General features: G+C 70.5%; 20 protein-coding genes. 8 read left to right on the top strand and 12 right to left on the bottom strand.

The genetic code is table 11. The features are described from left to right. Window positions 1-65 precede the first annotated feature (65 nt). Window positions 66-1,490 (bottom strand): type I glutamate--ammonia ligase, encoded by a 1,425-nt coding sequence (gene glnA / locus B118_RS0105500; RefSeq protein ID WP_018826690.1) that lies wholly within the window; start codon window positions 1,488-1,490, stop codon window positions 66-68. A gap of 262 nt (window positions 1,491-1,752) precedes the next feature. On the opposite strand from glnA, the gene B118_RS0105495 reads away from it, so the two are divergent. After that, window positions 1,753-2,148 (top strand): RDD family protein, encoded by a 396-nt coding sequence (locus B118_RS0105495; RefSeq protein WP_018223148.1) that lies wholly within the window; start codon window positions 1,753-1,755, stop codon window positions 2,146-2,148. Window positions 2,149-2,221: 73 nt separating this feature from the next. On the opposite strand, the gene B118_RS0105490 is transcribed toward B118_RS0105495, so the two are convergent. After that, entirely contained in the window at window positions 2,222-2,911 is a 690-nt protein-coding gene (locus B118_RS0105490) for a DUF4191 domain-containing protein (RefSeq protein ID WP_018223149.1), read from the bottom strand. 155 nt (window positions 2,912-3,066) lie between these two features. After that, on the bottom strand, window positions 3,067-4,116 hold the full coding sequence (lipA, locus tag B118_RS0105485; protein WP_018223150.1) for a lipoyl synthase: 1,050 nt from the start codon (window positions 4,114-4,116) through the stop codon (window positions 3,067-3,069). 218 nt (window positions 4,117-4,334) lie between these two features. On the opposite strand from lipA, the gene B118_RS0105480 reads away from it, so the two are divergent. The 3 genes from B118_RS0105480 to B118_RS0105470 are packed head-to-tail and all read left to right on the top strand — an operon-like array spanning window position 4,335 to window position 6,612. Beyond that, window positions 4,335-4,724, top strand: a complete 390-nt coding sequence (locus tag B118_RS0105480; RefSeq protein ID WP_018812958.1) for a GntR family transcriptional regulator — start codon at window positions 4,335-4,337, stop codon at window positions 4,722-4,724. Next, the gene (locus B118_RS0105475; protein WP_027647389.1) at window positions 4,721-5,608 is read left to right on the top strand and encodes an ABC transporter ATP-binding protein; all 888 of its coding nucleotides are present in this window, start codon (window positions 4,721-4,723) and stop codon (window positions 5,606-5,608) included. Before B118_RS0105480 ends, B118_RS0105475 begins: the two co-directional genes overlap by 4 nt. Then, on the top strand, window positions 5,605-6,612 hold the full coding sequence (locus tag B118_RS0105470; protein ID WP_028192475.1) for an ABC transporter permease subunit: 1,008 nt from the start codon (window positions 5,605-5,607) through the stop codon (window positions 6,610-6,612). The genes B118_RS0105475 and B118_RS0105470 overlap by 4 nt, the downstream gene beginning before the upstream one ends. Window positions 6,613-6,706: 94 nt before the next feature. Here B118_RS0105470 and lipB read toward each other — a convergent pair whose 3' ends face one another. From lipB to B118_RS32675, 6 genes are all read right to left on the bottom strand, one after another. Further along, window positions 6,707-7,348, bottom strand: a complete 642-nt coding sequence (lipB, locus tag B118_RS0105465) for a lipoyl(octanoyl) transferase LipB (RefSeq protein ID WP_028184593.1) — start codon at window positions 7,346-7,348, stop codon at window positions 6,707-6,709. 90 nt (window positions 7,349-7,438) lie between these two features. Further along, window positions 7,439-9,259, bottom strand: a complete 1,821-nt coding sequence (locus B118_RS0105460) for a DUF6311 domain-containing protein (protein ID WP_026270598.1) — start codon at window positions 9,257-9,259, stop codon at window positions 7,439-7,441. 102 nt (window positions 9,260-9,361) lie between these two features. Further along, the gene (locus B118_RS0105455; RefSeq protein WP_026270599.1) at window positions 9,362-10,273 is read right to left on the bottom strand and encodes a TIGR01777 family oxidoreductase; all 912 of its coding nucleotides are present in this window, start codon (window positions 10,271-10,273) and stop codon (window positions 9,362-9,364) included. A 147-nt stretch (window positions 10,274-10,420) separates the two neighbouring features. Continuing rightward, on the bottom strand, window positions 10,421-12,601 hold the full coding sequence (locus B118_RS0105450; protein ID WP_028192474.1) for an FUSC family protein: 2,181 nt from the start codon (window positions 12,599-12,601) through the stop codon (window positions 10,421-10,423). Between the two features lie 21 nt (window positions 12,602-12,622). After that, the gene (locus B118_RS27935; protein ID WP_026270600.1) at window positions 12,623-12,955 is read right to left on the bottom strand and encodes a hypothetical protein; all 333 of its coding nucleotides are present in this window, start codon (window positions 12,953-12,955) and stop codon (window positions 12,623-12,625) included. Continuing rightward, the gene (locus tag B118_RS32675; protein WP_155246654.1) at window positions 12,952-13,293 is read right to left on the bottom strand and encodes a hypothetical protein; all 342 of its coding nucleotides are present in this window, start codon (window positions 13,291-13,293) and stop codon (window positions 12,952-12,954) included. Before B118_RS32675 ends, B118_RS27935 begins: the two co-directional genes overlap by 4 nt. A 295-nt stretch (window positions 13,294-13,588) precedes the next feature. Here B118_RS32675 and B118_RS0105440 point away from each other — a divergent pair, with 295 nt between their 5' ends. Together B118_RS0105440 and B118_RS0105435 are read left to right on the top strand one after the other, a co-directional pair. Further along, window positions 13,589-13,855: a winged helix-turn-helix domain-containing protein gene (locus tag B118_RS0105440; RefSeq protein WP_028192473.1), complete on the top strand. Its 267-nt coding sequence runs from the start codon at window positions 13,589-13,591 to the stop codon at window positions 13,853-13,855. Window positions 13,856-14,022: 167 nt separating this feature from the next. Then, a complete protein-coding gene (locus B118_RS0105435) occupies window positions 14,023-14,250 on the top strand; it encodes a GntR family transcriptional regulator (protein ID WP_043541024.1) in 228 nt (75 codons plus the stop codon). Window positions 14,251-14,304: 54 nt separating this feature from the next. Here the strand turns inward: B118_RS0105435 and sucB are convergent, their stop codons facing one another. Beyond that, the gene (sucB, locus tag B118_RS0105430; protein ID WP_028192471.1) at window positions 14,305-16,092 is read right to left on the bottom strand and encodes a 2-oxoglutarate dehydrogenase, E2 component, dihydrolipoamide succinyltransferase; all 1,788 of its coding nucleotides are present in this window, start codon (window positions 16,090-16,092) and stop codon (window positions 14,305-14,307) included. A gap of 66 nt (window positions 16,093-16,158) precedes the next feature. After that, window positions 16,159-17,586 (bottom strand): dihydrolipoyl dehydrogenase, encoded by a 1,428-nt coding sequence (lpdA, locus tag B118_RS0105425; RefSeq protein WP_018223164.1) that lies wholly within the window; start codon window positions 17,584-17,586, stop codon window positions 16,159-16,161. A gap of 140 nt (window positions 17,587-17,726) precedes the next feature. On the opposite strand from lpdA, the gene B118_RS0105420 reads away from it, so the two are divergent. Then, entirely contained in the window at window positions 17,727-18,053 is a 327-nt protein-coding gene (locus B118_RS0105420; protein WP_018810838.1) for a hypothetical protein, read from the top strand. A gap of 79 nt (window positions 18,054-18,132) precedes the next feature. Here B118_RS0105420 and B118_RS0105415 read toward each other — a convergent pair whose 3' ends face one another. Then, the gene (locus B118_RS0105415; RefSeq protein ID WP_018223166.1) at window positions 18,133-19,698 is read right to left on the bottom strand and encodes a leucyl aminopeptidase; all 1,566 of its coding nucleotides are present in this window, start codon (window positions 19,696-19,698) and stop codon (window positions 18,133-18,135) included. Between the two features lie 161 nt (window positions 19,699-19,859). Between B118_RS0105415 and gcvT the strand changes: the two genes are divergently transcribed. Continuing rightward, complete coding sequence (gene gcvT, locus B118_RS0105410; RefSeq protein WP_018223167.1) at window positions 19,860-20,984, top strand: glycine cleavage system aminomethyltransferase GcvT; 1,125 nt, start codon at window positions 19,860-19,862, stop codon at window positions 20,982-20,984. Window positions 20,985-20,991: the final 7 nt, after the last annotated feature.

Raw genomic sequence — 20,991 nt, 5'->3', positions numbered from 1 at the left:
AACCGAAACCGGCCGGGTTGCCTCCACAACGTTGTGGAGGCAACCCGGCCGGTTGCTGCAGGGGTTCAGCAGTCGAAGTACATCGCGAACTCGTGCGGGGTCGGGCGCAGCCGCACCGGGTCGACCTCGTTGGTCCGCTTCCAGTCGATCCAGGTGGAGATCAGGTCCGGCGTGAAGACGCCGCCGTCGAGCAGGTAGTCGTGGTCGGCCTCGAGGGAGTCGAGCACCGCCGGCAGCGAGCCCGGCACCTGCTTGACGTCGCCCCACTCCTCCGGCGGCAGGTCGTACAGGTCCTTGTCGATCGGGGTCGGCGGCTCGGTCTTGTTCTTGATGCCATCGAGGCCGGCCATCAGCATCGCCGAGAAGGCCAGGTAGACGTTGGCCGACGGGTCCGGCACGCGGAACTCGACCCGCTTGGCCTTCGGGTTGCTCCCGGTGACCGGGATGCGGGTGCAGGCGGAGCGGTTGCGCTGCGAGTAGACCAGGTTGACCGGCGCCTCGAAGCCGGGCACCAGCCGGCGGTACGAGTTCACCGTCGGGTTGGTGAAGGCCAGCAGCGACGGCGCGTGCTGCAACAGACCGCCGATGTACCAGCGCGCGGTGTCGGAGAGGCCGGCGTAGCCGGTCTCGTCGTAGAAGAGCGGATCACCGTTCAGCCACAGGCTCTGGTGGGTGTGCATGCCTGAGCCGTTGTCCCCGAAGAGCGGCTTCGGCATGAAGGTGGCGGTCTTGCCGTTGACCCAGGTCTCGTTCTTCACGATGTACTTGAAGAGCTGGAGTTGGTCCGCGGCGTGCAGCAGGGTCGAGAACTTGTAGTTGATCTCAGCCTGACCGGCGGTGCCGACCTCGTGGTGCGAGCGCTCCACGGTGTAGCCGGCGTCGATCAGCCGACGGACGATCTTGTCGCGCAGGTCGGCGTGGTGGTCAACCGGCGGCACCGGGAAGTAGCCGCCCTTGTACGCGGTCTTGTAGCCGCGGTTGCCACCCTCCTCGTCACGGCCGGTGTTCCACCAGCCCTCGACCGAGTCGATGTAGTAGTACGACTGGTGGGCCGAGGTCTCGTGGCGGATCGAGTCGAAGATGTAGAACTCGGCCTCCGCGCCGAAGTAGGCGGTGTCGGCGATGCCGCTGGCCGCCAGGTACGCCTCGGCCTTCTTCGCCACGTTCCGGGGGTCGCGGGTGTACGCCTCGCGGGTGAACGGGTCGTGAATGAAGAAGTTGAGCGCGAGGGTCTTCTGCGCGCGGAACGGGTCGATGAACGCGGTGGCGACGTCCGGGAGCAGGAGCATGTCCGACTCGTGGATCGCCTGGAAGCCGCGGATGGACGACCCGTCGAATGCTAGGCCGTCGGTGAGGAGCTGGTCGTCAATCGACTCGGCGGGCACATTGAAGTGCTGCATCACGCCGGGCAGATCACAGAAACGTACGTCGACGAACTTCACGTCCTCGTTCTTGAGGTAACGCAGGAGTTCCTCGGGATTGGCGAACACTCGTCCTCCTGGCTCGTCCACTGAAGTGGCTAGGCTTCTGGCGACGCTATGGCCGAGCGGTTGCCCGGCCATGTCTTCAATGTTTCTGCCGTGTTACGTCCTCCGCGGAGGCTCCGTGAAGCCTTCGCTGCGTGGAGCGGTCAGTCCTGATGCTCCCGGGAGGGGCCAGTGTGCCAGTGTAGTGAAACTTGCGAGGCTTGGTCCGTTTTTTGGGCGTAGGTCGGCGTGTAGCCGGCTGCGGCACTGGCTAGTCTTGAGCGCTGTGACGACCTCGGCTGACCAGCCCGTACCGCCCCGCTCCGACGTCTCCGCCAGTCCGGGCCTGGGGCCGCGCTTCGGCGCATTAGTGATCGACTGGGTGCTCTGCATACTGGTCGCCAGTATCTTCGCCGATCCGTTCCACGACGGGTGGGCTCCCGTGCTCGTGCTCGTCGTCGAGTACGGCTTCTTCATCGGTCTCTTCGCCCAGACCCCCGGGATGTACCTCACCCGAGTCCGCTGTGTCTCCTGGACCAGCGGTGGTCGGATCGGGGTGCTTCGCGCGCTACTCCGCGGTGTCCTGCTCGCGCTCGTGATACCTGCCCTGATCATGGATGCCGACCGCCGTGGCCTGCATGACCGAGCAGCGGGCTCGGTCATCGCCCCCGTCGCCCGCTGACCCAGCTCGGGGTCAGCGGGCGATCCGCGGTCGCGGGCAGGTCAGCGGGGCGATCCGCCGTGGTCGCGGCAGGTCAGCGACCGCGGGCCTGGCGGAAGGCGCCCTTCGGCGGACGCATGTTCTTCGGGATGGCGCCCTTGGGTAGCTGTGGGCGGGCGCTGAGCGCCTTGAGGCGCTTGTCCAGCGCGTTGACATCCCGGCCACTGAGCTTGCGTGGCAACCGCATCAGCGTCATTCGCAGCTTGCGGACCGGCAGCTCGCCCTCCTCCTGGCCGATCACGTAGTCGTAGAGCGGCGCCGAGCCGATCACCTTGGCCAACCGACGCTTCTCCTGGCCGAGCAGGCCGCGCACCCGCTGCGGGTTCCCCTCGGCCAGCAGGATCACTCCCGAACGGCCGATGACCAGGTGCACCATGTCCATCTGCGTGGTCGAGCTGACCGCCGGGGTGACCCGCCAGTCGCCGCGCATGTTCTCGATGATCTGCGCGGCCGCGCCCGGCTGTCCCTCGGCGGCGTTCATCATCGCCCGGTTGGAGCGCAGGTTGAGCACGATCAGCAGGGAGAGCAGCGTCAACAGGATGCCCAGCGGGATCCAGAGCCAGCCCCACACGAAGAACGCCACCACGGTCAGCGCGAGTGGAATGACCACCGCGGCGAAGGCCAGGGGCGCGAACCACCGGTCCTGCTTGGCGGTGAACCGAAACACCATCCCGATCTGCTTCAGCCGCTGGCCGAACGAGACCTTCTCCTGGGGCTTTGCCATGCCCCGAGTCTAGTGGTCGGCGAATCTCGCGCGGCCTGGGCGTACTGGTCATGCCGGGCGCCGGCCGCCCCTGTGGCGCTGAGCAGGTCCCTCCCTGCCGGTGGGGCAGGGAGAGGGCGGCCGCGACCACGGCGGGGGCCCCCACCCGGAAACGGTCAGCTGTCGCGGTCAACCGGGGCGTCGCCACGGGCCGCGAGGGCCTGCCGGTAGAGGCGGCCGGCGCGGTACGACGAGCGGACCAGCGGGCCGCTCATCACGCCGGCGTAGCCGATCTCCTCGGCCTCCTTCTGAAGCTCGACGAACTCCTCCGGCTTGACCCAGCGTTCGACGGGGTGGTGGCGGGGGGAGGGGCGCAGATACTGCGTGATGGTGATCAGCTCGCAGCCCGCATCGTGCAGGTCCCGGAGGGCTTGCGAGATCTCGGCGCGCTCTTCGCCCATGCCGAGGATCAGATTGCTCTTGGTTACCAGGCCGGCGGCGCGGGCCTGCCGGATCACGTCCAGGGACCGCTCGTAGCGGAAGGCCGGCCGGATCCGCTTGAAGATCCGCGGCACGGTCTCGACGTTGTGTCCGAGCACCTCCGGCCGGGCTCCGAAGACCTCGGCGAGCTGCTCGGGGACGGCGTTGAAGTCGGGGATCAACAGCTCGACACCGCAGCCCGGCCGGAGGGCGTGAATCTGCCGCACGGTCTCCGCGTAGAGCCAGGCGCCGCCGTCGGGCAGGTCATCGCGGGCGACTCCGGTGACGGTCGCGTAGCGCAGCCCCATCGAGACCACCGACTCGCCGACGCGGCGGGGCTCGTCGGCGTCAAACTCGGCCGGCTTGCCGGTGTCGATCTGGCAGAAGTCGCAGCGGCGGGTGCACTGGTCGCCGCCGATGAGGAAGGTGGCCTCCCGGTCCTCCCAACATTCGTAGATGTTCGGGCAGCCGGCTTCCTGACAGACGGTGTGCAGCCCCTCGCGCGTGACGAGCCCGCGCAGCTGGGTGTACTCCGGGCCCATCTTGGCCTTGACCTTGATCCAGGGTGGTTTCCGCTCGATCGGCGTCTCAGCGTTGCGCGCCTCGATCCGCAGGAGGCGCCGCCCCTCGGGAGCGGGCGTCGCGGTACGCGCTGCCTGACCGGCCGTCGGCGCAGAGTGCTCGATCGTCACGAAGTCGAGCCTACGCCCGTCGCCCACCGTCGATGCGTGTTGGGCGACGGGCATCACGCCGCTGCGGCGGTGACGCCGGACACCGCGCCGCCCGACGCCCCACCGCCGTGGCGCCGTGCCGCCACGGTGCTGCGAGGAGTTCCCCGCAGAGCGGTGGAACCTGACCGACAGCACCACTCACCCGTGCCGTACCCAGCGCTCGGTTTGGCGATCTTGACGCGTGGCCAGAATAAGTTATTCTGCTAGAGAACTAGCAGAACGGGGGTGGACGGATGATCGATTTCTACTTGAACGCAAAGTCGGGGGTCGCGCCGTACATGCAGCTCATCCAGCAGGTGCGGCACGCGCTTCGGCTCGGCGTGCTCCATGAGGGCGACCGACTGCCCACTGTCCGGGAGGTGGTGGCCCGGCTCGCGATCAACCCGAACACGGTGTCGAAGGCGTACCGCGAGCTGGAGTACGAAGGTCTGGTCACGGCCCGGCAGGGGCGGGGCACCTTCATCGCGAAGACGCTCGACGGCCCGGCGGTCGCGGCACAGGAGCTGCTGCGGCAGAAGCTGGAACAGTGGCTGGTCGAGGCCCGCGAGGCGGGCCTCGACGACGAAGGCGTCGAGGCGCTGTTCCTGAGCACGTTCCGCGCCTTCGCGGAGGCGAGGGCATGACCAACGTGCTTCGGTCGGAAAATCTGACCAAACGGTACGGTCGCCGCACCGCGCTCTCCGGTTGCACGCTCGACGTGCCGGTGGGCCAGGTCGTCGGCCTGGTCGGCCCGAACGGCGCGGGTAAGTCGACCCTGCTGCAACTGGCCTGCGGACTGCTCGAACCGACCGCCGGGATGATCGAGGTGCTCGGCGAGCGCCCGGTCAGTGGCTCGGCTCGGGTCGGCTTCGTCGCCCAGGACGCCCCGGTCTACGCCGGACTGACTGTCGCCGAGCACCTACGGCTGGGCGCCCGCCTGAACCCGTCCTGGGACAGCGCGATAGCCGAGCGGCGAATCGCCCAGGCCGGGCTCGATCCGAGTCAGAAGGCCGGCAAACTCTCCGGCGGCCAGCGGGCCAATCTGGCGCTGACCGTCGCCGCCGCCAAACGGCCCGAGCTGCTGCTGCTCGACGAGCCGGTGGCGGCGCTCGACCCGCTCGCCCGCCGCCTGTTTCTGCAGGCACTGATGGAACTGGTGGCGGAGCAGGAGATGACCGTCATCATGTCCTCGCATCTGGTCTCCGACCTACAACGAATCTGTGACCACCTGATCGTGCTGGTCGGCTCCCAGGTGCGGCTGGCCGGCGACGTCGACGACCTGCTCGCCAGCCACCATCGCCTGATCGGCCCTCGGCGTGAGTCCGTGGACGTCGCATCGTACGGCTGGACTCTCATCGAGGACCGGCACACCGCCGCGCAGTCGACCCTGGTGGTACGCAGCACCGCCCCGATCGACGACCCGTCGTGGCAGGCCGACCAGCTCGATCTGGAGGACATCCTGCTCGCCTACCTGAGTGGGTCGGCCCCGGCGGCCGCGCCGGAACGAGTGCTGGAGGCACAGCGATGACCTGGTTGGCCTGGCGGCAGTTCCGGACCCAGGCCATCGTCGGCGCAGCCTGCCTGGCCGTGCTGTTCGGTGCTCTCCTTTTCACCTGGTGGCAGGTCCGCGGTCTGGCGGTGAGCACCGGATACACCGGCTGCACCGGCAACGACTGCCAGAAGGCGGCAGACTCCTTCCTGGACGAGATAGAGCAGAGCCTGGCCGGCCGGGTCCAGCTCGCCGGCGTCGGCGCGTCCTTCGGGCTGCCCGCCCTGGTCGGCGTGTTCTGGGGCGCCCCGACGGTGGCACGGGAACTCGAAACCGGAACGTACCGGATCGCCTGGAGCCAAACCGTCTCCCGACGCCGCTGGCTGCTCGTCAAGCTGTCGGTCGGTGGCCTGGCAGCCGCACTCGTCGCGGGTGCGCTCAGCCTCGCCCTGACCAGCTGGGCGCAACCCATCGACGACGCCCACGCCACCCTGGCCCACGCCAATCTGATCACCCCGTTGGTCTTTCCCACCCGCGGCGTGGTCCCGATCGGCTACGCCACCCTCGCCTTCGCGATCGGGGTGACCGCCGGACTGATGCTGCGCCAGACCCTGGCCGCGATGGCGGTGACCCTGGCACTCGTCGTGGCGACACAAATCGGCGCCGTCGAACTACGCCCGCTGATCGCCGACCCCGTGCATCGCGTCACCGCGCTGACCGCCGAGCGTGCCAACATGGTCGCGAGAATGAACGACGTGGTGACCAGGGTCGAGGGCTGGCCGAGCGAAACTGATTCGTGGGAGCTGTCGAACGCCATCGTGACCACGCCCGGCGGTCCGGAGTATCGCGGGCCGACCGACCAGGAAAAGTGCACACCGGATTGCCGGGAGTGGCTGGGCGCACAGGGGCTGCTGCAGGAGGAGCGCTACGTGCCGGCAAGGCGGTTCTGGCTGGTGCAGTTGCGGGAACTCGGGGTGCTACTCACCCTGACCGCCGCCCTGTCGCTCATCTCGCTCTGGTGGATCCGGCGTCGGCCAGCCTGAGCGACCCGGTGTGCGGCCCACCCAGCGGGCCGGTGTCGGCAATCGACGCCGGCCCGGGTCTGGCGGGCCTCGGCAGGGCCCGGGCCCTCGCGGCTCAGGGCTCGATGAGGGTGGGCAGGTGCCGCTCGACCACCGGAAGGGCGTCCGCCACGGTCACCGGTCGGCCCAACTCGGCGGCGAGCGAGGTCACCCCGGCGTCGCTGATGCCGCACGGCACGATCCGGTCGTAGTACGTCAGGTCGCAGTCACAGTTCAGCGAGAAGCCGTGCAGGGTGACGCCGCGGGCGACGCGGATGCCGATGGCGGCGACCTTGCGCGCGGGCCCGCGGTCGTCCGCCGGCACCCAGACCCCGCTGCGCCCCTCGATCCGGCCGGCCGTCAGCCCGAACTCGGCGCAGACGTCGATCAGCATCTGCTCCACCCGGCGCACGTACGCGACCACGTCGACCGGGTTGGGCAGGCGCAGGATCGGATAGCCGACGAGCTGACCCGGACCGTGCCAGGTGATTTTTCCGCCCCGGTCGACGTCGATGACCGGCGTGCCGTCCATCGGCCGGTCCCACGGCTCGGTGCGTTTGCCCGCGGTGTAGACGCTGGGGTGCTCCAACAGCAGCACGGCGTCGCCACGTTCGTCGGCGACCACCGAGTCGTGCAGCCGGCGCTGCTCCTCCCACGCGGCCTCGTAGCCGAGAGTGCCGGCGTGGACAACGGTCAGGTCCGGGGTAGTCGTGCTCACGACGACCAGCCTAGTCCCGTACCCGCCAGTCACCCCGGCTCGTGATCCGGCTCACCGGTGTGCCGGGGCACGGTGCGTCGTCCCCGGGGCTCATCCTGGCGGGATCCGCCAGAGCCAGACGTCCTCGACGCGCTCCGGCTCACCGAACAGCGCGGTGGCGGTCTGCAGGAGCGCCTCCTCGTCGACGGCCCACTTCGCCCCGTGTACCTGGTCCGGGAGTACCACCGCCTCGATCTGCCAGTACCGCAGGTCGGCTTCGACATCCGCCCGGGTGCCCTCGGTGACGATCGGCACCACACCCAGGCGGGCGGCCTCGTCGAGGATGGCGCTCAGTGGTCGGGGCACCGGACCGATCCGGCCGCGCCCGTCCGGGCCGCCCGGGCCGAGGAAGAACCCGGCCGGGATCCGGAACTCGCCCTGCCGGTCGGCGAGAACGTGCGCCTGCCACCGCTGCCCGTCCGGGTACACGTCCACGGCCAGCGGGATCGGCGTGAGAACGCCGCCCGGTGAGACGTAGTCCCGCCAGGTGCCGGAGGTGAAGAAGCGTGGGATCGGCTCCCGCTCGATGGTGATCAGCGGGGACGGTGTCAGCGGAACCAGCGCCACGGCGAACGCCGCCAGCCAGGCGAGCCGGGCCGGCCGGGAGCGCGGTGGTTCGGCCCGGAGCGCATCCACGGTGTACGCGAGCAGCACCCCGATCACCGGCGCCACGACCAGCGCCAACCGGGCGGGCAGCGCGGCGTTCACCACCGGTAGGTGAGCCAGCAGGTCGAAGGGCATCGGCAGGTCGAAGCGGCGGCCGGCGAACGTGGCCTGCGGCCCGAATGACAGTACGGTGAAGACCACCGCCACCGCCCCGAGTGCCCAGAGTGTGGCCCGCTGGGGCGCCTGCTTGACGCGTCGCCACAGCAGCACGAAGGCGGCGATGGTGAGCAGCAGCAGCGGTAGCCCGAAGAACGAGTTCTCCTCGGTGGGGTTCGGGGCGAGACCGGTCCGGAGCCCGACCTCGCCGGCGATCGAGCGCCGAGGGTACGCGCCGTACGCGGCGATGTTCTCGGAGTGGATCACCGGGTCGAAGCCGGTGCCGTCGAAGCGTTGTGGGCCGGCGAAGTGCAGCCACAGCGGGTACGCCAGCAGCACCCCCGCCACCAGCGCGGTCACCGCGAGCCCGCCGAGGAAGCCCGGCAGCACCGCGCGGGCCTCGGCGCGGCTGGCCGGGTGCAGCGCCCAGACGACGACGAAGAGGCCGAGGGCGATCGCGGTGAAGAAGAGCCCCTCAGCGGCGATGGAGAACGCCACCGCGACCAGCACACCGAGGATGACGCCGTCACGGATCCGGTGGCCGCTGCGACGTAGCGCGAAGACGCGCCAGATCAGCAGCGGGACCAGCCAGCCGGCGGTCCAGTTCAGGTGGGCGTTGGCGTGCGAGACCATGCCGGGGGAGAAGCCGATGAAGAGGCCACCGAGCCCGGCGGCGAGCGGGCTGCGGGCGAACTGGCGGTTGAGTAGCCAGTACCAGGCGATCGCGGTGGCGGCGAGGTTGAGCGTGAGGATCACCAGGAAGGTGGCCGGCGGCCCGATCAGGTACGTCAGGGGCGCGAAGAGCGCCGCGTACACGGTGATCGACGTGTTGACCGCGAGGTTGACCCCGTCGGGCACGTTGATCATGTGGGTGAAGAGCGGGTTCTGCCCGTGGGTGAGGGAGTGCCCGCCGAAGGCCAACAGCCATTCGAACAGCGCCTGGTCGCTGGAGTTGACCATGATTGTGCGACCGTTTGGGTCCCGCCAGAGCCCGCTGGTCACCCAGACTGCGAGGGCGAGCGCGATGAGCGTCACGAGCAGATCTGCCCGGCGGATACGGCGCACGCGGGCGGGCGGGGTCGGCGTGGACACGGACGGCGAGGTCGGCACGGAGCGGACGTTACCAACCGGAGCTGGACGCGCCGGTCAGACCTGCGCGGAAGAGTTCGTTAAAGCCGGTCGCTGTCGCCGCGCCCGGCACCGGCTCACTGCTCATCGGTCCGGTTCCGCCGCGAGCGCGGCGTGCAGGGCGCTGGCCAGATCCGGATGACGGTAAGTGAACCCCGCTCGGGTCAGCGCCCCCGGCAGGACCCGAGCGCTGGTCAGCGCCTCCTGTGCGAAGCCCCCGAGAGCCACCCTGAGCGCCAGCGCCGGGATCGGGATGATCGCCGGACGGTGCAGCTGCCGGGCCAGTTCCCGGGTGAACTCGGCGTTGGTCACCGGTGCTGGCCCGACCGCGTTGACCGGGCCGGTGAGGTCGGCGCGGTCAATGGCGAGGGCGGCGGCGTCCAGCCAGTCCACCATCGCGATCCACGGCAGCCACTGCCGGCCGCTGCCCAACCGGCCCGCGATACCGAGCCGGAACGGTAGCAACTGCGGCTTGAGTAGCCCGCCCTCGCGGTGCAGCGGCAACCCGGTCCGCAGCCGGACCACGCGTACCCCGGCGTCCTCGGCCGGCCGGGTCGCGGCCTCCCAGCCCCGGCAGACATCGGCCAGGAAGCCCTTGCCGGGCCCCGCCTCCTCGTCGACGGCCCGGTCGCCGGTGTTGCCGTACCACCCCACGGCCGACGAGTTGACCAGTACCTTCGGACGGTCGGCGGCCGGCAGCCCGGCGATCGTGATCGCCAGTGTGGTGGTGGTGTCCACCCGACTGGAGCGGATGACCCGCCGGTACGCGTCGTTCCACCGGCGGTCACCGACGCCCGCACCGGCCAGGTTGACCACGGCGTCAGCCTCCGCCACCACCGCCGGGTCGAGCTCGGCCGTGGTGGGGTTCCACTGTCGTTCGTCAGCGCCGTGCGGCGGCCGGCGGACCAGCCGGGTCACGTGGTGCCCGTCCCCGCTGAGCCGGTCGGCCAGCCGGGTGCCGAGGAAGCCGGACGCGCCGGCCATCAGAATCCGCATGCTCATATTCTCGGACATGGGTGGGCGACAGATGCGTTGAGTTGGTCACCTGACCGATTCAGCCGAGGTCTACCGGCACCGGGACGGTCGCGGCCGCGATCACCGGCGGGCGAAGATTCGTTCCTACGACCACCACGGGCGTCCGTGCTAGCCGCTCGACGGTGCGGATGGACCGCGCCTCTGACCCGGCTGGGTCGGGGTGGGAATTCGGTTGAGGTTTCGACCGAGGTCGGCTAACCAGTGGTCGACCTCGATCAGCTGCAGGACGTCGGCCTCTCGATTGTCACCCTGAATGATCTCGCGGACCTGGTCGGCGACACCCGTCGTTGGTTGCGTGACGGGAGTCGCACCGTGCAGGCGACCCCGCGCCATGCGGCTGGCCAGGTCGGCGTAGTCGGACCGCAGCCGTTGAGCCCGGCGTACGAGCTGGCCGGTGGGCCCGGGCCACCGGTGCGCCAGCGTCCCAGCCTGGTCGCCGGTACCGAGTCGCTCCGCACCGCGCACAATGCGATGCCCCGCGGCCAGGGCCGCCTCCCAGTCCACATCGGTGGGGCGCGGAGCGGTGTGCTCCAGGTGATACTGGCAGAACGATGCGTCGGTGAGGATCTGCGCCCGGTGCGCGGCCGCAAGCGCCTGTTGGCCCCGGGCTCGTCCCGCTACCTTCAGAACCGTCTCCTCGATCGCCTCGGCGCCCGCGTCGAGATAGGCCGACGTGTACCGGCGGAGCTCACCACCGCCACCCTTCGGCCACATGAGTACGCCGGCGACGACGCCGATCGCCGCGCCGATCAGGACGTCCAGCAGGCGGACACCGGCCAGATGCCAGTCGGTCGGGGTGAGCTGAGCGAAGGCGGCGATCAGCACCAGCGTGAGAAACGCCTGCGCCCAGGCGAGCCCGAGTAACGGACCCACCCCCAGGGTCAGCCCCAGCGCCAGGGGCAGGATCACCACGTACGTCTCCTGCCCGGGAGCGGCCAGCAGCAACAGTGCCCCGGCAGCGGCGCCGACGAGGGTGCCCGCCATGGCCCGGCGGAACGTGGTCCACGTCTCCGCCGCGGAGGTCCGGAGGAGGCTGAGGGTGGCCAGGAGCACCCAGAAGCCGTGCTCCAGATCCAGCGCACCGGCGACGAACCGGGCGGCGGCCAGAGCGACGGCGAGTCGCAGGGCCCGCTGGAAGAACACGGAACGTGGGGTGAGGTGTATCCGCAGCCGTTGCCAGTACAGCGACGGGGTGCCCCGCCGGAGATACCAGAAGCTGTGCGGTCCGCCCGGTTGGTGGGGGGTGTTGCCAGGGTGGCCTCCGGCGATTCGGACGGCTGTCGCGACGAAATCCGTGTGCCGGGCCAGCGATCGGACGATCACGGCCACGCGGAGTTTCTCGGTAGTGGCTGATCGTCCGCCGTCCGGCTGCTGGTGCTCGCTGGAAACGGCCCGGTCGGGGGACGCCCGCTCCGTTCCCAACAGCGCGTCGCCGGAGTGGCGCAGGGACGCCGCGCAGCGCCGTAGTGACCTCGCCGCGCCCACGTCGGTGGTCGTGGGGTGGGCCTGCAGGAGCCAGTCGGCGTGCCGGAATGTCTGGTGTAGGTCGGTAGCCGCGTCCCGCAGCGCGTGGTCTCGCCGGCTCGCCGACGATGCCCGCTCGGACGGCGGCAGCCGCCACATCTGGGTCTGCGTGACCGCGTCGGCCGCCGTGGCCCGGCGCCGTCGGGCCGCTTCGCCCGCGGCCGGCTGCCCATCCAGCAGGTCCGCGAGCGCGGCGACGAACGAGGCGATACTCCGCGCGGCCCAGCCTAGGCGCTGCGCGCTGGTTGCCGGTGCCGGCCCGGGCCAGAGCCACACCTCCGCTGCCGCGATCAGTACGACGGCGAGCGTCACGCCGGCCAGCCGTTCCGGCAGGGTGCCGGGCTGGTACGGGGGAAAGCTGGCCAGGATGTAGGAGATCTGAAACGCGCCGACGAGGCCGATCAGGCGAGGCCCGCCGACACCGGCGAAGGCCACGGCGAACCCGATCACGAGCATGCCGATCGTGGCGGCCCAGGTGCTCACCGCCAGCACGGTCCCGACGGCGATCAGGACCCAGATGACCGGCAGGGCGGCGAGCAGCGTCCGGGCCCGGTGCGCCGGCCCGCCCGGCAGCTGGGCGAAGATGCCGGCGGCGATGGTGCCGAAGAGCGCGTATGTGGCCATGATCGTGCTGTTCAGGCCGTACCGGAAGCCGTAGAAGAGAAGGCACGCGACGAGGGTCACCCGGGCCGCATGGCGGATGGCGCAGTAGTCCGGATCCCGTTGCCGAAGCCACTCCAGGGCACGGACGTGTCGCGACCACACATGCGTAGCGTATCGAAACGACTACTCGCTCCGGACCTCGTTGACGACGTGTTCGGCGCGGCACCCACCGCCGTTCGTCAGGTTCGCCGGTGGGTATGGGCCGGACGTCCGGCTTCGGTGCCAGCCGAGGAACCGGTCGAAGAGCTGACCCGCGTCCGGCATCTCCCGCGGGTTGAGCGCGTGCAGTTGTTCGGTCGCCTCGTACAGCAGCCCGCCGAGGTAGATGATCAACGCAACCTGATCGTGGGCGTACTCCCGCAGCAGCGTCAAACGTGCGGAGCCGCACGGCCACGATGCGCCGCATCGTCGACACAGCCAGAGCGGCCGCAGGGGCGGGTGCGGCCGTTTCGTCACCAGTGTCCACCGTTCGCCCGCCAGGCCTGCGCGAAGGTCAACCGCCCGGCCCGCCCCACCTGTGGGTTGGCCTGGGTCGGCTCGTCGTGCCAACGGGTGTTTCGCGGCCTCGGCCTCGGAGTCGGCGGCTCGGTCGGGATGGGCGTGTGCCGGTCCGGGCAGGCGGTCCAGCGTAGGCCGCACGAGCACCAGCGCCGTAGCCCCCGCCAGGTCCGCCGGTGGCGGGGAGCGAGTGGCACCGGCGGGTCGGGTCGCCACCACCGGGGGAGTACGCGCGGCGTGTTTCGCCTCGGCGAGTTGCGCTCCGCGCCGGTCGGTCGAGGTACGGCTCGTGGCATGGCGTCTCCTCTCGGGTCGCGGCACCGGAGGACCGGCGCGCGGAGGGTCCGGGCCAGGACGGTTGACGCCCGGAACTGTCCCCGGGGGCCTGAGGCCCTTCTCTGCGTTGGAGGCTCGGGCAGGGCGTGGCACCCGACAGACCTCCGGGGGATGGGCGGCCGGTCGGGCGCGTTTCACGGAGTGACCAGCCCGGTTGCAGACCAGGGAGCCGGCCGAGACCCAGCATCACAAGCGCTTATATAAAGCAAGGCATCGGTGGGCATCGGTTCCAATCACAAGTAGATGCGTGATCAAATGGCGGTGCAGACCAGGGAGATTAAGATGCCCGCCAAACCCAAGTGGGCGAAGCTCGTTGACCACATCCGTGAGAAGGTTGCGTCCGGTGAGTCCGCTCCGGGAGACAAACTCCCATCAACACGGCAGCTCTGCGAGGAGCATGGCGTCTCCGCCATCGTCGTGCGTCAGGCCATCTTCGCGTTGCGTACCGAAGGCTTGGTAGAAGGCGTGCAAGGAGTCGGCGTGTTCGTCGCAGAACCGCCGGAGGATGACAGCAGCGGCTAGCGCCGCTCGTGACCTGTCCATTGCTGCACCTGCACCCGGTCGCGTAACGGGGCGGACCGTGCGTCCTGCGTTTCGCGGGCACCAAGTTAGTGGGGTGCCGCCGAGGCAGCTGTGCTGTCGTGTCTGTTTGTTCATGGTCGAATGGCGGTGCAGATCTGGGAGTGTGGATGCCCGCCAAAGCGAAGTGGGTGCTCCTCGCGGACCATTTCCGTGCGCGGATCGAGTCCGGGGAGTGGGCGCCGGGGGAGAAGTTGCCGTCAACGGCGCAGCTCAAGCAGGAGCACGGCGTGTCGCAGACGGTCGTGCGCCAGGCGATCCTGGTCCTTCAGACGCAAGGGTTCGTCGAGGGAGTCCACGGCGTCGGTGTCTTCGTCGCCGAGCAGCCGGACCCGTGAGACGACGGTGGGCTGCCCGGATCACCGGGCAGCCCACCGTCGTCGGGTCGGGTGTTACCGGCCCAGTTCGGCCTCGAAGTTGCCGGCCTCCAGCCGCTCCTTGACCGCGCCAAGGAAACGGGCCGCGTCGGCGCCGTCGATCAGCCGGTGGTCGTACGACAGGGCCAGGTAGATCATCGACCGGACGGCCACGACCTCGCCCAGTTCCGGGTCGTTGACCACGACCGGACGCTTGACCACGGCACCCGTGCCGAGCATCGCCGACTGCGGCGACGGCACGATCGGGGTGTCGAAGAGGGCACCCCGGCTGCCGGTGTTGGTCAGCGTGAAGGTCGCGCCAGCGAGCTCATCCGGGCTGATCTTGCTGGTCCGGGTGCGCTCGGCCAGGTCGGCGACCCGCTTGGCGATACCGCCCAGGTTGAGGTCGCCGGCGTTGTGGATGACCGGCACCATCAGGCCCCGCTCGGTGTCCACGGCGACGCCGAGGTGCTCCGCCTCCGGGTAGGTGATCGTCCCGGCCCCCAGGTCCATCTGGGCGTTGACGATCGGGAACGCCTGCAACGCCTCGACGGCCGCCAGGGCGAAGAAGGGCAGGAAGGAGAGCTTTACGCCGTGTCGCTGCTGGAAGGCGTCCTTCGCCTGCGCCCGCAGCTTGGCGATCCGGGTGACGTCGACCTCGACCACGGTGGTGAGCTGCGCCATCTCGTGCAGCGACTCGTGCATCCGCTTCGCGATGGTCGTACGGATCCGCGGCAGCTTCTCGGTGCTACCCCGCTTGCTGCTGGGCGTGGGCCGGGCCGCTGGCTTCGCCGCGGGGGCGGCGGGCTGCGCCGCCGGGGCCGGAGCCGCCTTGGCGGCGCGGGCCTGCTCGGCCGCGTCGAGCACGTCCTGCTTGCGGATCCGGCCACCCACGCCGGTGCCGTTGACTGTGGCGAGGTCAACCCCGTGCTCACCGGCGAGCTTGCGGACCAGCGGGGTGACGTAGCCGGCGTTCTCCGTGCCACCGGTCGTCGCCGGCCGGGGGGCGGGCGCGGACGGGGCGGAGGCCTGCTCCGCCTTCGCCGGATCGGGGGCGCTCTCGGCTTCGGCCGCCGGCTCGTTGTAGGAGGCACCCGGGGTCGGCTCGGTGACCTTCGGCTCCGGCTTTGGCTCCGGCTTGGGTTCCGGCTTCGCCTCGGGCTTGGGCGCCGGCTTCGGCTTGGGCTCGGGCTTCGCCGCCGCACCAGCCGTGCCGACGATCGCCAGCGTCGCGCCGACATCGGCGGTCTCGTCCTCCGCCACGGTGATCTCCAGGACGGTCCCGGCGACCGGCGAGGGGATCTCGGTGTCCACCTTGTCGGTCGACACCTCGAGCAGCGGCTCGTCAACCTCGACGGTGTCGCCGACCTGCTTGAGCCAGCGGGTGACGGTGCCCTCGGTGACACTCTCGCCGAGGGCCGGCATCGTCACCGGGCTGCCGTCGCCCGACGAGCTGCCCTCGTCGGAGGGCGCGGGAGCCGGCTGCTCCTGCTCCGGGCCGGTGCCCTCGGCGGCGGCGGTCGGCTCGGGCGCCGACTGCCGCGGCTCGGCCTCGCCGCCGCCCGCCGCCCCGCTGCCGCCCGACGCCTCATCGCCGATCGTCGCCAGCTCGCTGCCGACCTCGGCGGTCTCGTCCTCGCCGACCACGATGCGGGTCAGCACACCGGCCGCGGGGGACGGGATCTCGGTGTCCACCTTGTCGGTCGACACCTCGAGCAGCGGCTCGTCAACCTCGACGGTGTCGCCCTCCTGCTTGAGCCAGCGCGTGACGGTGCCCTCGGTGACGCTCTCACCGAGCCGGGGCATGGTGACCGATACCGGCATTTTCTCCAGACTCCTTCATTCCCCTGATGGGATCGTCGCCCGTCGCCGGACGCCGTGGTTGTCGTGTCAGGCGTGCGCGTGCAGCGGCTTGCCGGCGAGGGCCAGGTGTGCCTCACCCAGCGCCTCACTCTGGGTCGGGTGGGCGTGCACGAGCTGTGCCACCTCGGCGGGGTACGCCTCCCAGTTATAGATGAGCTGGGCCTCACCGATCAGCTCACCGACCCGAGCACCCACCATGTGCAAGCCGACGACCGGGCCGTCCTCGACCCGGACCAGCTTGACGAAGCCGGACGTCTTGAGGATCTGGCTCTTGCCGTTGCCGCCCAGGTTGTAGTTGTAGGTCTTGATCTTGTCGGTGCCGTACTGCTCCTTGGCCTTCGCCTCGGTCAGGCCGACCGACGCCAGCTCGGGGTCAGAGTAGGTGACCCGAGGAATGCCGGCCTCGTCGATGACGGCCGGATTCTCTCCGGCGATCTCCTCGGCGACGAAGATGCCCTGCTGGAAGCCGCGGTGTGCCAGCTGGAGGCCGGGCACGATGTCGCCGACCGCGTAGACGTTCGGCACGCTCGTGCGCTGCCGCTCGTCGGTCAGCACGTAGCCCCGGTCCATCCGGACGCCCTGCTCCTCGTAGCCGAGGCCGGCGGTGTTCGGTCCCCGACCGACGGCGACCAGCAGCAGCTCGGCCTCAACGGTCTCGCCGCCGGCGATGGTCACGCGAACGCCACTGTCGGTCTTCTCGACCTTCTCGAACGGCTTGCCGACCCTAAAGTTGATCTTCCGCTTCCGGAAGGCCCGCTCCAGCGCCTTCGATGACTCCGCGTCCTCGGCGGCGACCAGCCGGGGCAGCGCCTCAATGATCGTGACGTCCACCCCGAAGGACTTCCACACGCTGGCGAACTCCACCCCGATGACGCCGCCACCGAGCACGATCACCGACGCGGGGACCCGGTCCATCACCAGCGCGTGGTCGCTCGTGATGATCCGCTCGCCGTCGACCTCCAGGCCGGGCAGGCTCTTCGCGTACGAACCGGAGGCCAGAATGATGTTACGGCCGGTGTACCGCTTCCCGTCGACCTCGACGGTGTTCGGCGCGACCAGCCGGCCAGCGCCGGCCACGATGGTGATGTTCTTCGCGCCGCGCAGCATGCCCTGCAGGCCCTTGTACAGCCGAGCGACCACCCCGTCCTTGTACGAGTTGACCGCCGCCATGTCGATGCCGACCAGCTCGGCCTTGACACCGAACTGCTCCGACTCGCGGGTCTGGTCGGCGATCTCGGCGGCGTGCAGCAACGCCTTGGTCGGGATGCAGCCGTTGTGCAGGCAGGTGCCGCCGAGCTTGCCCTTCTCGACCAACGCAACGGAGAGGCCCAGCTCAGCGGCGCGCAGCGCCGCCGCGTAGCCACCGCTGCCACCTCCGAGGATGACGATGTCGAAGGTCTCGTTCGGCTCGCTCACGTCCAACTCCCAGGTCGCCTGGCTGCATCGGGGGGTCACGGTGGGGTAATGCGGACACACCCCACCTCGGTCATCTTGTCACCACCACGCCCGGCACGGGTAACGAGGTGCCCAACGACACGTCCGAGACACGTACCCTTGGCATCAGCTTCGATGGTGCGGGTGTGGGGAGACGGCCGGTGGGACTGTTCCGACGGAAGAAGGCGCGTCCGGTCAGTCAGGATCGCGGGGCGGACCGGGGCGATCTGGGCCACCTGGAGAATTTCGTGCGGACCCGGCGGGGAGTCGAGGCGTACATCGAGCCCCGGACGACCATGACCGAGACCACGGTCATGCTGATCGCCGACGACGGCGAGTGGACCCGCCGCCGGATCGACGGCCCGGACGGCGCCCGGCGCTTCGCCCACCGGCTGGGCATTCCGGTCTACGACGTGAGCCTGATGGGCTACCCGCAGCGGATGCGGGACTACAACGAACGCCGTAAGCGTCGCCCCGAGTTGTTCTGAAACCGGCACCGACCCGGCGGGTGGGTGCGCGGAGGCCCTCGTACCCGCCCGGGCGGGTACGAGGGCCTCCGCTGACCGGTCAGCCCTGGCTGGCGATGTCCTCGATCAGGTGCAGCAGGGTGCGGACGGGCACCCCGGTGCCGCCCTTGGTCCAGTAGCCCGTCGGCTCACCCGAGTGGTAGCCGGGGCCGGCGATGTCGATGTGCGCCCAGGCGACCTCCTCGGTGACGAACTCACGCAGGAACACACCGCCCTGGAGCATGTGACCCGCCCGGTCCATCCCGGCGTTGACCTGGGAGATGTCGGCGACCTCGGAGTCCATGCCCTTGCGCACGTCCTCCGGCAGCGGCATCGGCCAGGTTGGCTCGCCGACCGCCTCGCCGGCGGTCCGTACCCGCTCGCACAGCTCCGGCGTGCCCATCACACCGGCGACCTTCTTGCCCAGCGCGACCACCTGGCCGCCGGTGAGGGTGGAGGTCTCCAGCAGGTAGTCGCAGCCGTCCGCGCAGGCCCGGGCGATCGCGTCGGCGAGGATCATCCGCCCCTCGGCGTCGGTGTTGAGCACCTCGACGCGCTTGCCGTCGAACATCGTGATGACGTCGCCCGGCCGGTACGCCGTACCGGAGGGCATGTTCTCCGCCATCGGCACGTACGCGGTCACCGACACGGCGGGCGCGAGCTCCGCGACCGCCAACATCGCGGCGGCGACGGCGCCGGCGCCGGCCATGTCGGCCTTCATCTCCCACATACCCTGCGACGGCTTGATCGAGACGCCGCCGCTGTCGAAGGTGATGCCCTTGCCGACCAGGGCGACCCGCTTGCCGTTGCCGCCGCCGGCCGGGGTGTAGCTGATCCGCACCAGTCGCGGCGGGGCCTGCGACCCCTGGCCGACAGCGGTGATACCCCCGTAGCCGCCCTCGCGCAGGGCGACCTCGTCGAGTACCTCGACCTCCATGCCAGCCGCGCGGGCGGCGGTCGCCACCGAGTCGGCGAAGGCCGGCGGACGCAGCTCGTTGGGGGCGGCGTTGACCCAGTCCCGGGAGGAGCGGACCGCGTTGGCCACCGCCTGCGCCCGGGCTACCTCGGCCGTGGCGGTGGCGTCACCCGCGTCCGGGACCGCGACCAGCACCTCCGCGACCGGCTCCCGCCGGGCCGGCTGCGGGCGGGTCTTGTAACCGGCGAACCGGTAGCCGCCCAGCAGGCCGCCCTCGGCGACCGCGCGTAGCGCGGCCGGCGCGTCGGCGTCGTCCGGCAGCGGCAGGGCCAGCGCGACTCGGGCGGAGCCGGCCAGCGCCCGCACCGCGGCACCGGCCGCCCGGCGCAGCGTCTCCGGGGTGGGGGCGGCGCCGGTCGGCTCCGGACCGAGACCCACCGCGGCGATCACCGGAGCGGTAACCGTGCCGAGCGTGGCGAGCTTGATCACCTCGCCCGGGCCTCCGGTTGCGCCGAGCAACGCCAGCGTCTCGGTAAGTTTTCCATCGAAGGCCGCGGCGATGCTCTCCGCGCCGCTGGCCAGCAGCAGGGTGCCGACGAGGTCGCCGGCCCGCTCTCCGGGCTGGCTGTGCACGCCGATGACGATCGCGTCAACGGCGAGTTCGGCGGGGTCGGTGTCGACGAGGCTGAGGGAGATGGTGGGCGATGTCACTGAAGCTACTCCGGGCGGGCCGGGCTGGTCGCGCCGTCGCGTACCAGCGATGAAGGTCTTCGGCGGACCGTACCCGCCGTTGACCAGGGCTGTCCCGCCAGTGGTGTTGGCGGGTCCCGCCGATGCTAACCAGCCGGGGTGGTGCCGGTAAGTTGCCACCCATGACCGACGTGACCTCCGGCTCCGCCGAAACCCGGCTGCGCCGCTCCCCGCTGCACGACCGGCATGTCGCTGCCGGCGCCAAGTTTGCCCTCTTCGGCGGGTGGGAGATGCCGCTTGAGTACGCGGGGGGCGGGGTGCGCAAGGAGCACTCGGCGGTGCGCGACGCGGTGGGTGTCTTCGACGTGTCGCACCTGGGCAAGGTGCGGGTCACCGGCGCGGGGGCGGCGGAGTTCGTCAACGCCTGCCTCAGCAACGACCTGGCCCGGATCGGGCCGGGCCGGGCGCAGTACACCCTCTGCTGCGACGATGCCACCGGTGGTGTGGTCGACGACATAATCGCCTACCTGTACGCCGAGGACCACGTCTTCCTGATCCCCAACGCCGCGAACACCGCCGAGGTGGTGCGCCGGCTGCGGGCCGCCGCGCCACCAACGGTCACGATCACTGACGAGCACGAGGCGTACGCGATCCTCGCGGTGCAGGGGCCGCGCTCGGCCGACCTGCTCGGCGCGCTGGGCCTGCCCACGCAGCACGGCTATATGAGCTTCGCGGAGGGCACGCTGGCGGGGGCCAACCTGACCGTGTGCCGCACCGGCTACACCGGCGAACTGGGCTATGAACTGATCCTGCCGGCCGGGGATGCTGGCGGAGTCTGGGACGCGCTCTTCGCCGCCGAGGAGCAGCTGCAGGCGTGCGGCCTGGCCGCCCGGGACACCCTGCGTACCGAGATGGGCTACCCGCTGCACGGGCAGGACCTGTCGCTGGAGATCACCCCGGTGCAGGGCCGTTCGGGCTGGGCGGTCGGCTGGGACAAGCCCGCCTTCTGGGGGCGGGCGGCGCTGCTCGCGGAGAAGGCCGCCGGCCCTCGGCGCCGGCTGCGCGGGCTGGTGGCGGTCGATCGGGCCATCCCACGCCCCGGCATGGTCGTCTACCACGGTGAGACGCCGGTCGGCACGGTCACCAGCGGCACCTTCAGCCCGACCCGGAAACAGGGCATCGCCCTGGCCCTGATCGACACCGAGCCGGCCCTGGCCGACGGGGCCGAACTCGAGGTCGACATCCGGGGACGCCGGGCAGCGGTGAGCCTGGTCCGCCCGCCGTTCGTCAACCCCTCGGTTCGGTAGCTCGCCC

Source organism: Salinispora pacifica CNR114 (assembly GCF_000514775.1).
Lineage (GTDB): Bacteria > Actinomycetota > Actinomycetes > Mycobacteriales > Micromonosporaceae > Micromonospora > Micromonospora pacifica.
This window is presented reverse-complemented; position numbering and strand designations above follow the sequence as displayed.

Coding starts and splice junctions, on each gene's coding strand:
- B118_RS0105455 (WP_026270599.1), bottom strand. CDS start 10,273: ATGCGGATTCTGATGGCCGGCGCGTCCGGCTTCCTCGGCACCCGGCTG.
- sucB (WP_028192471.1), bottom strand. CDS start 16,092: ATGCCGGTATCGGTCACCATGCCCCGGCTCGGTGAGAGCGTCACCGAG.
- B118_RS0105435 (WP_043541024.1), top strand. CDS start 14,023: ATGCCCGCCAAAGCGAAGTGGGTGCTCCTCGCGGACCATTTCCGTGCG.
- B118_RS0105490 (WP_018223149.1), bottom strand. CDS start 2,911: ATGGCAAAGCCCCAGGAGAAGGTCTCGTTCGGCCAGCGGCTGAAGCAG.
- gcvT (WP_018223167.1), top strand. CDS start 19,860: ATGACCGACGTGACCTCCGGCTCCGCCGAAACCCGGCTGCGCCGCTCC.
- B118_RS0105475 (WP_027647389.1), top strand. CDS start 4,721: ATGACCAACGTGCTTCGGTCGGAAAATCTGACCAAACGGTACGGTCGC.
- B118_RS32675 (WP_155246654.1), bottom strand. CDS start 13,293: ATGCCACGAGCCGTACCTCGACCGACCGGCGCGGAGCGCAACTCGCCG.
- B118_RS0105440 (WP_028192473.1), top strand. CDS start 13,589: ATGGCGGTGCAGACCAGGGAGATTAAGATGCCCGCCAAACCCAAGTGG.
- B118_RS0105480 (WP_018812958.1), top strand. CDS start 4,335: ATGATCGATTTCTACTTGAACGCAAAGTCGGGGGTCGCGCCGTACATG.
- B118_RS0105470 (WP_028192475.1), top strand. CDS start 5,605: ATGACCTGGTTGGCCTGGCGGCAGTTCCGGACCCAGGCCATCGTCGGC.
- lipA (WP_018223150.1), bottom strand. CDS start 4,116: ATGCCCGTCGCCCAACACGCATCGACGGTGGGCGACGGGCGTAGGCTC.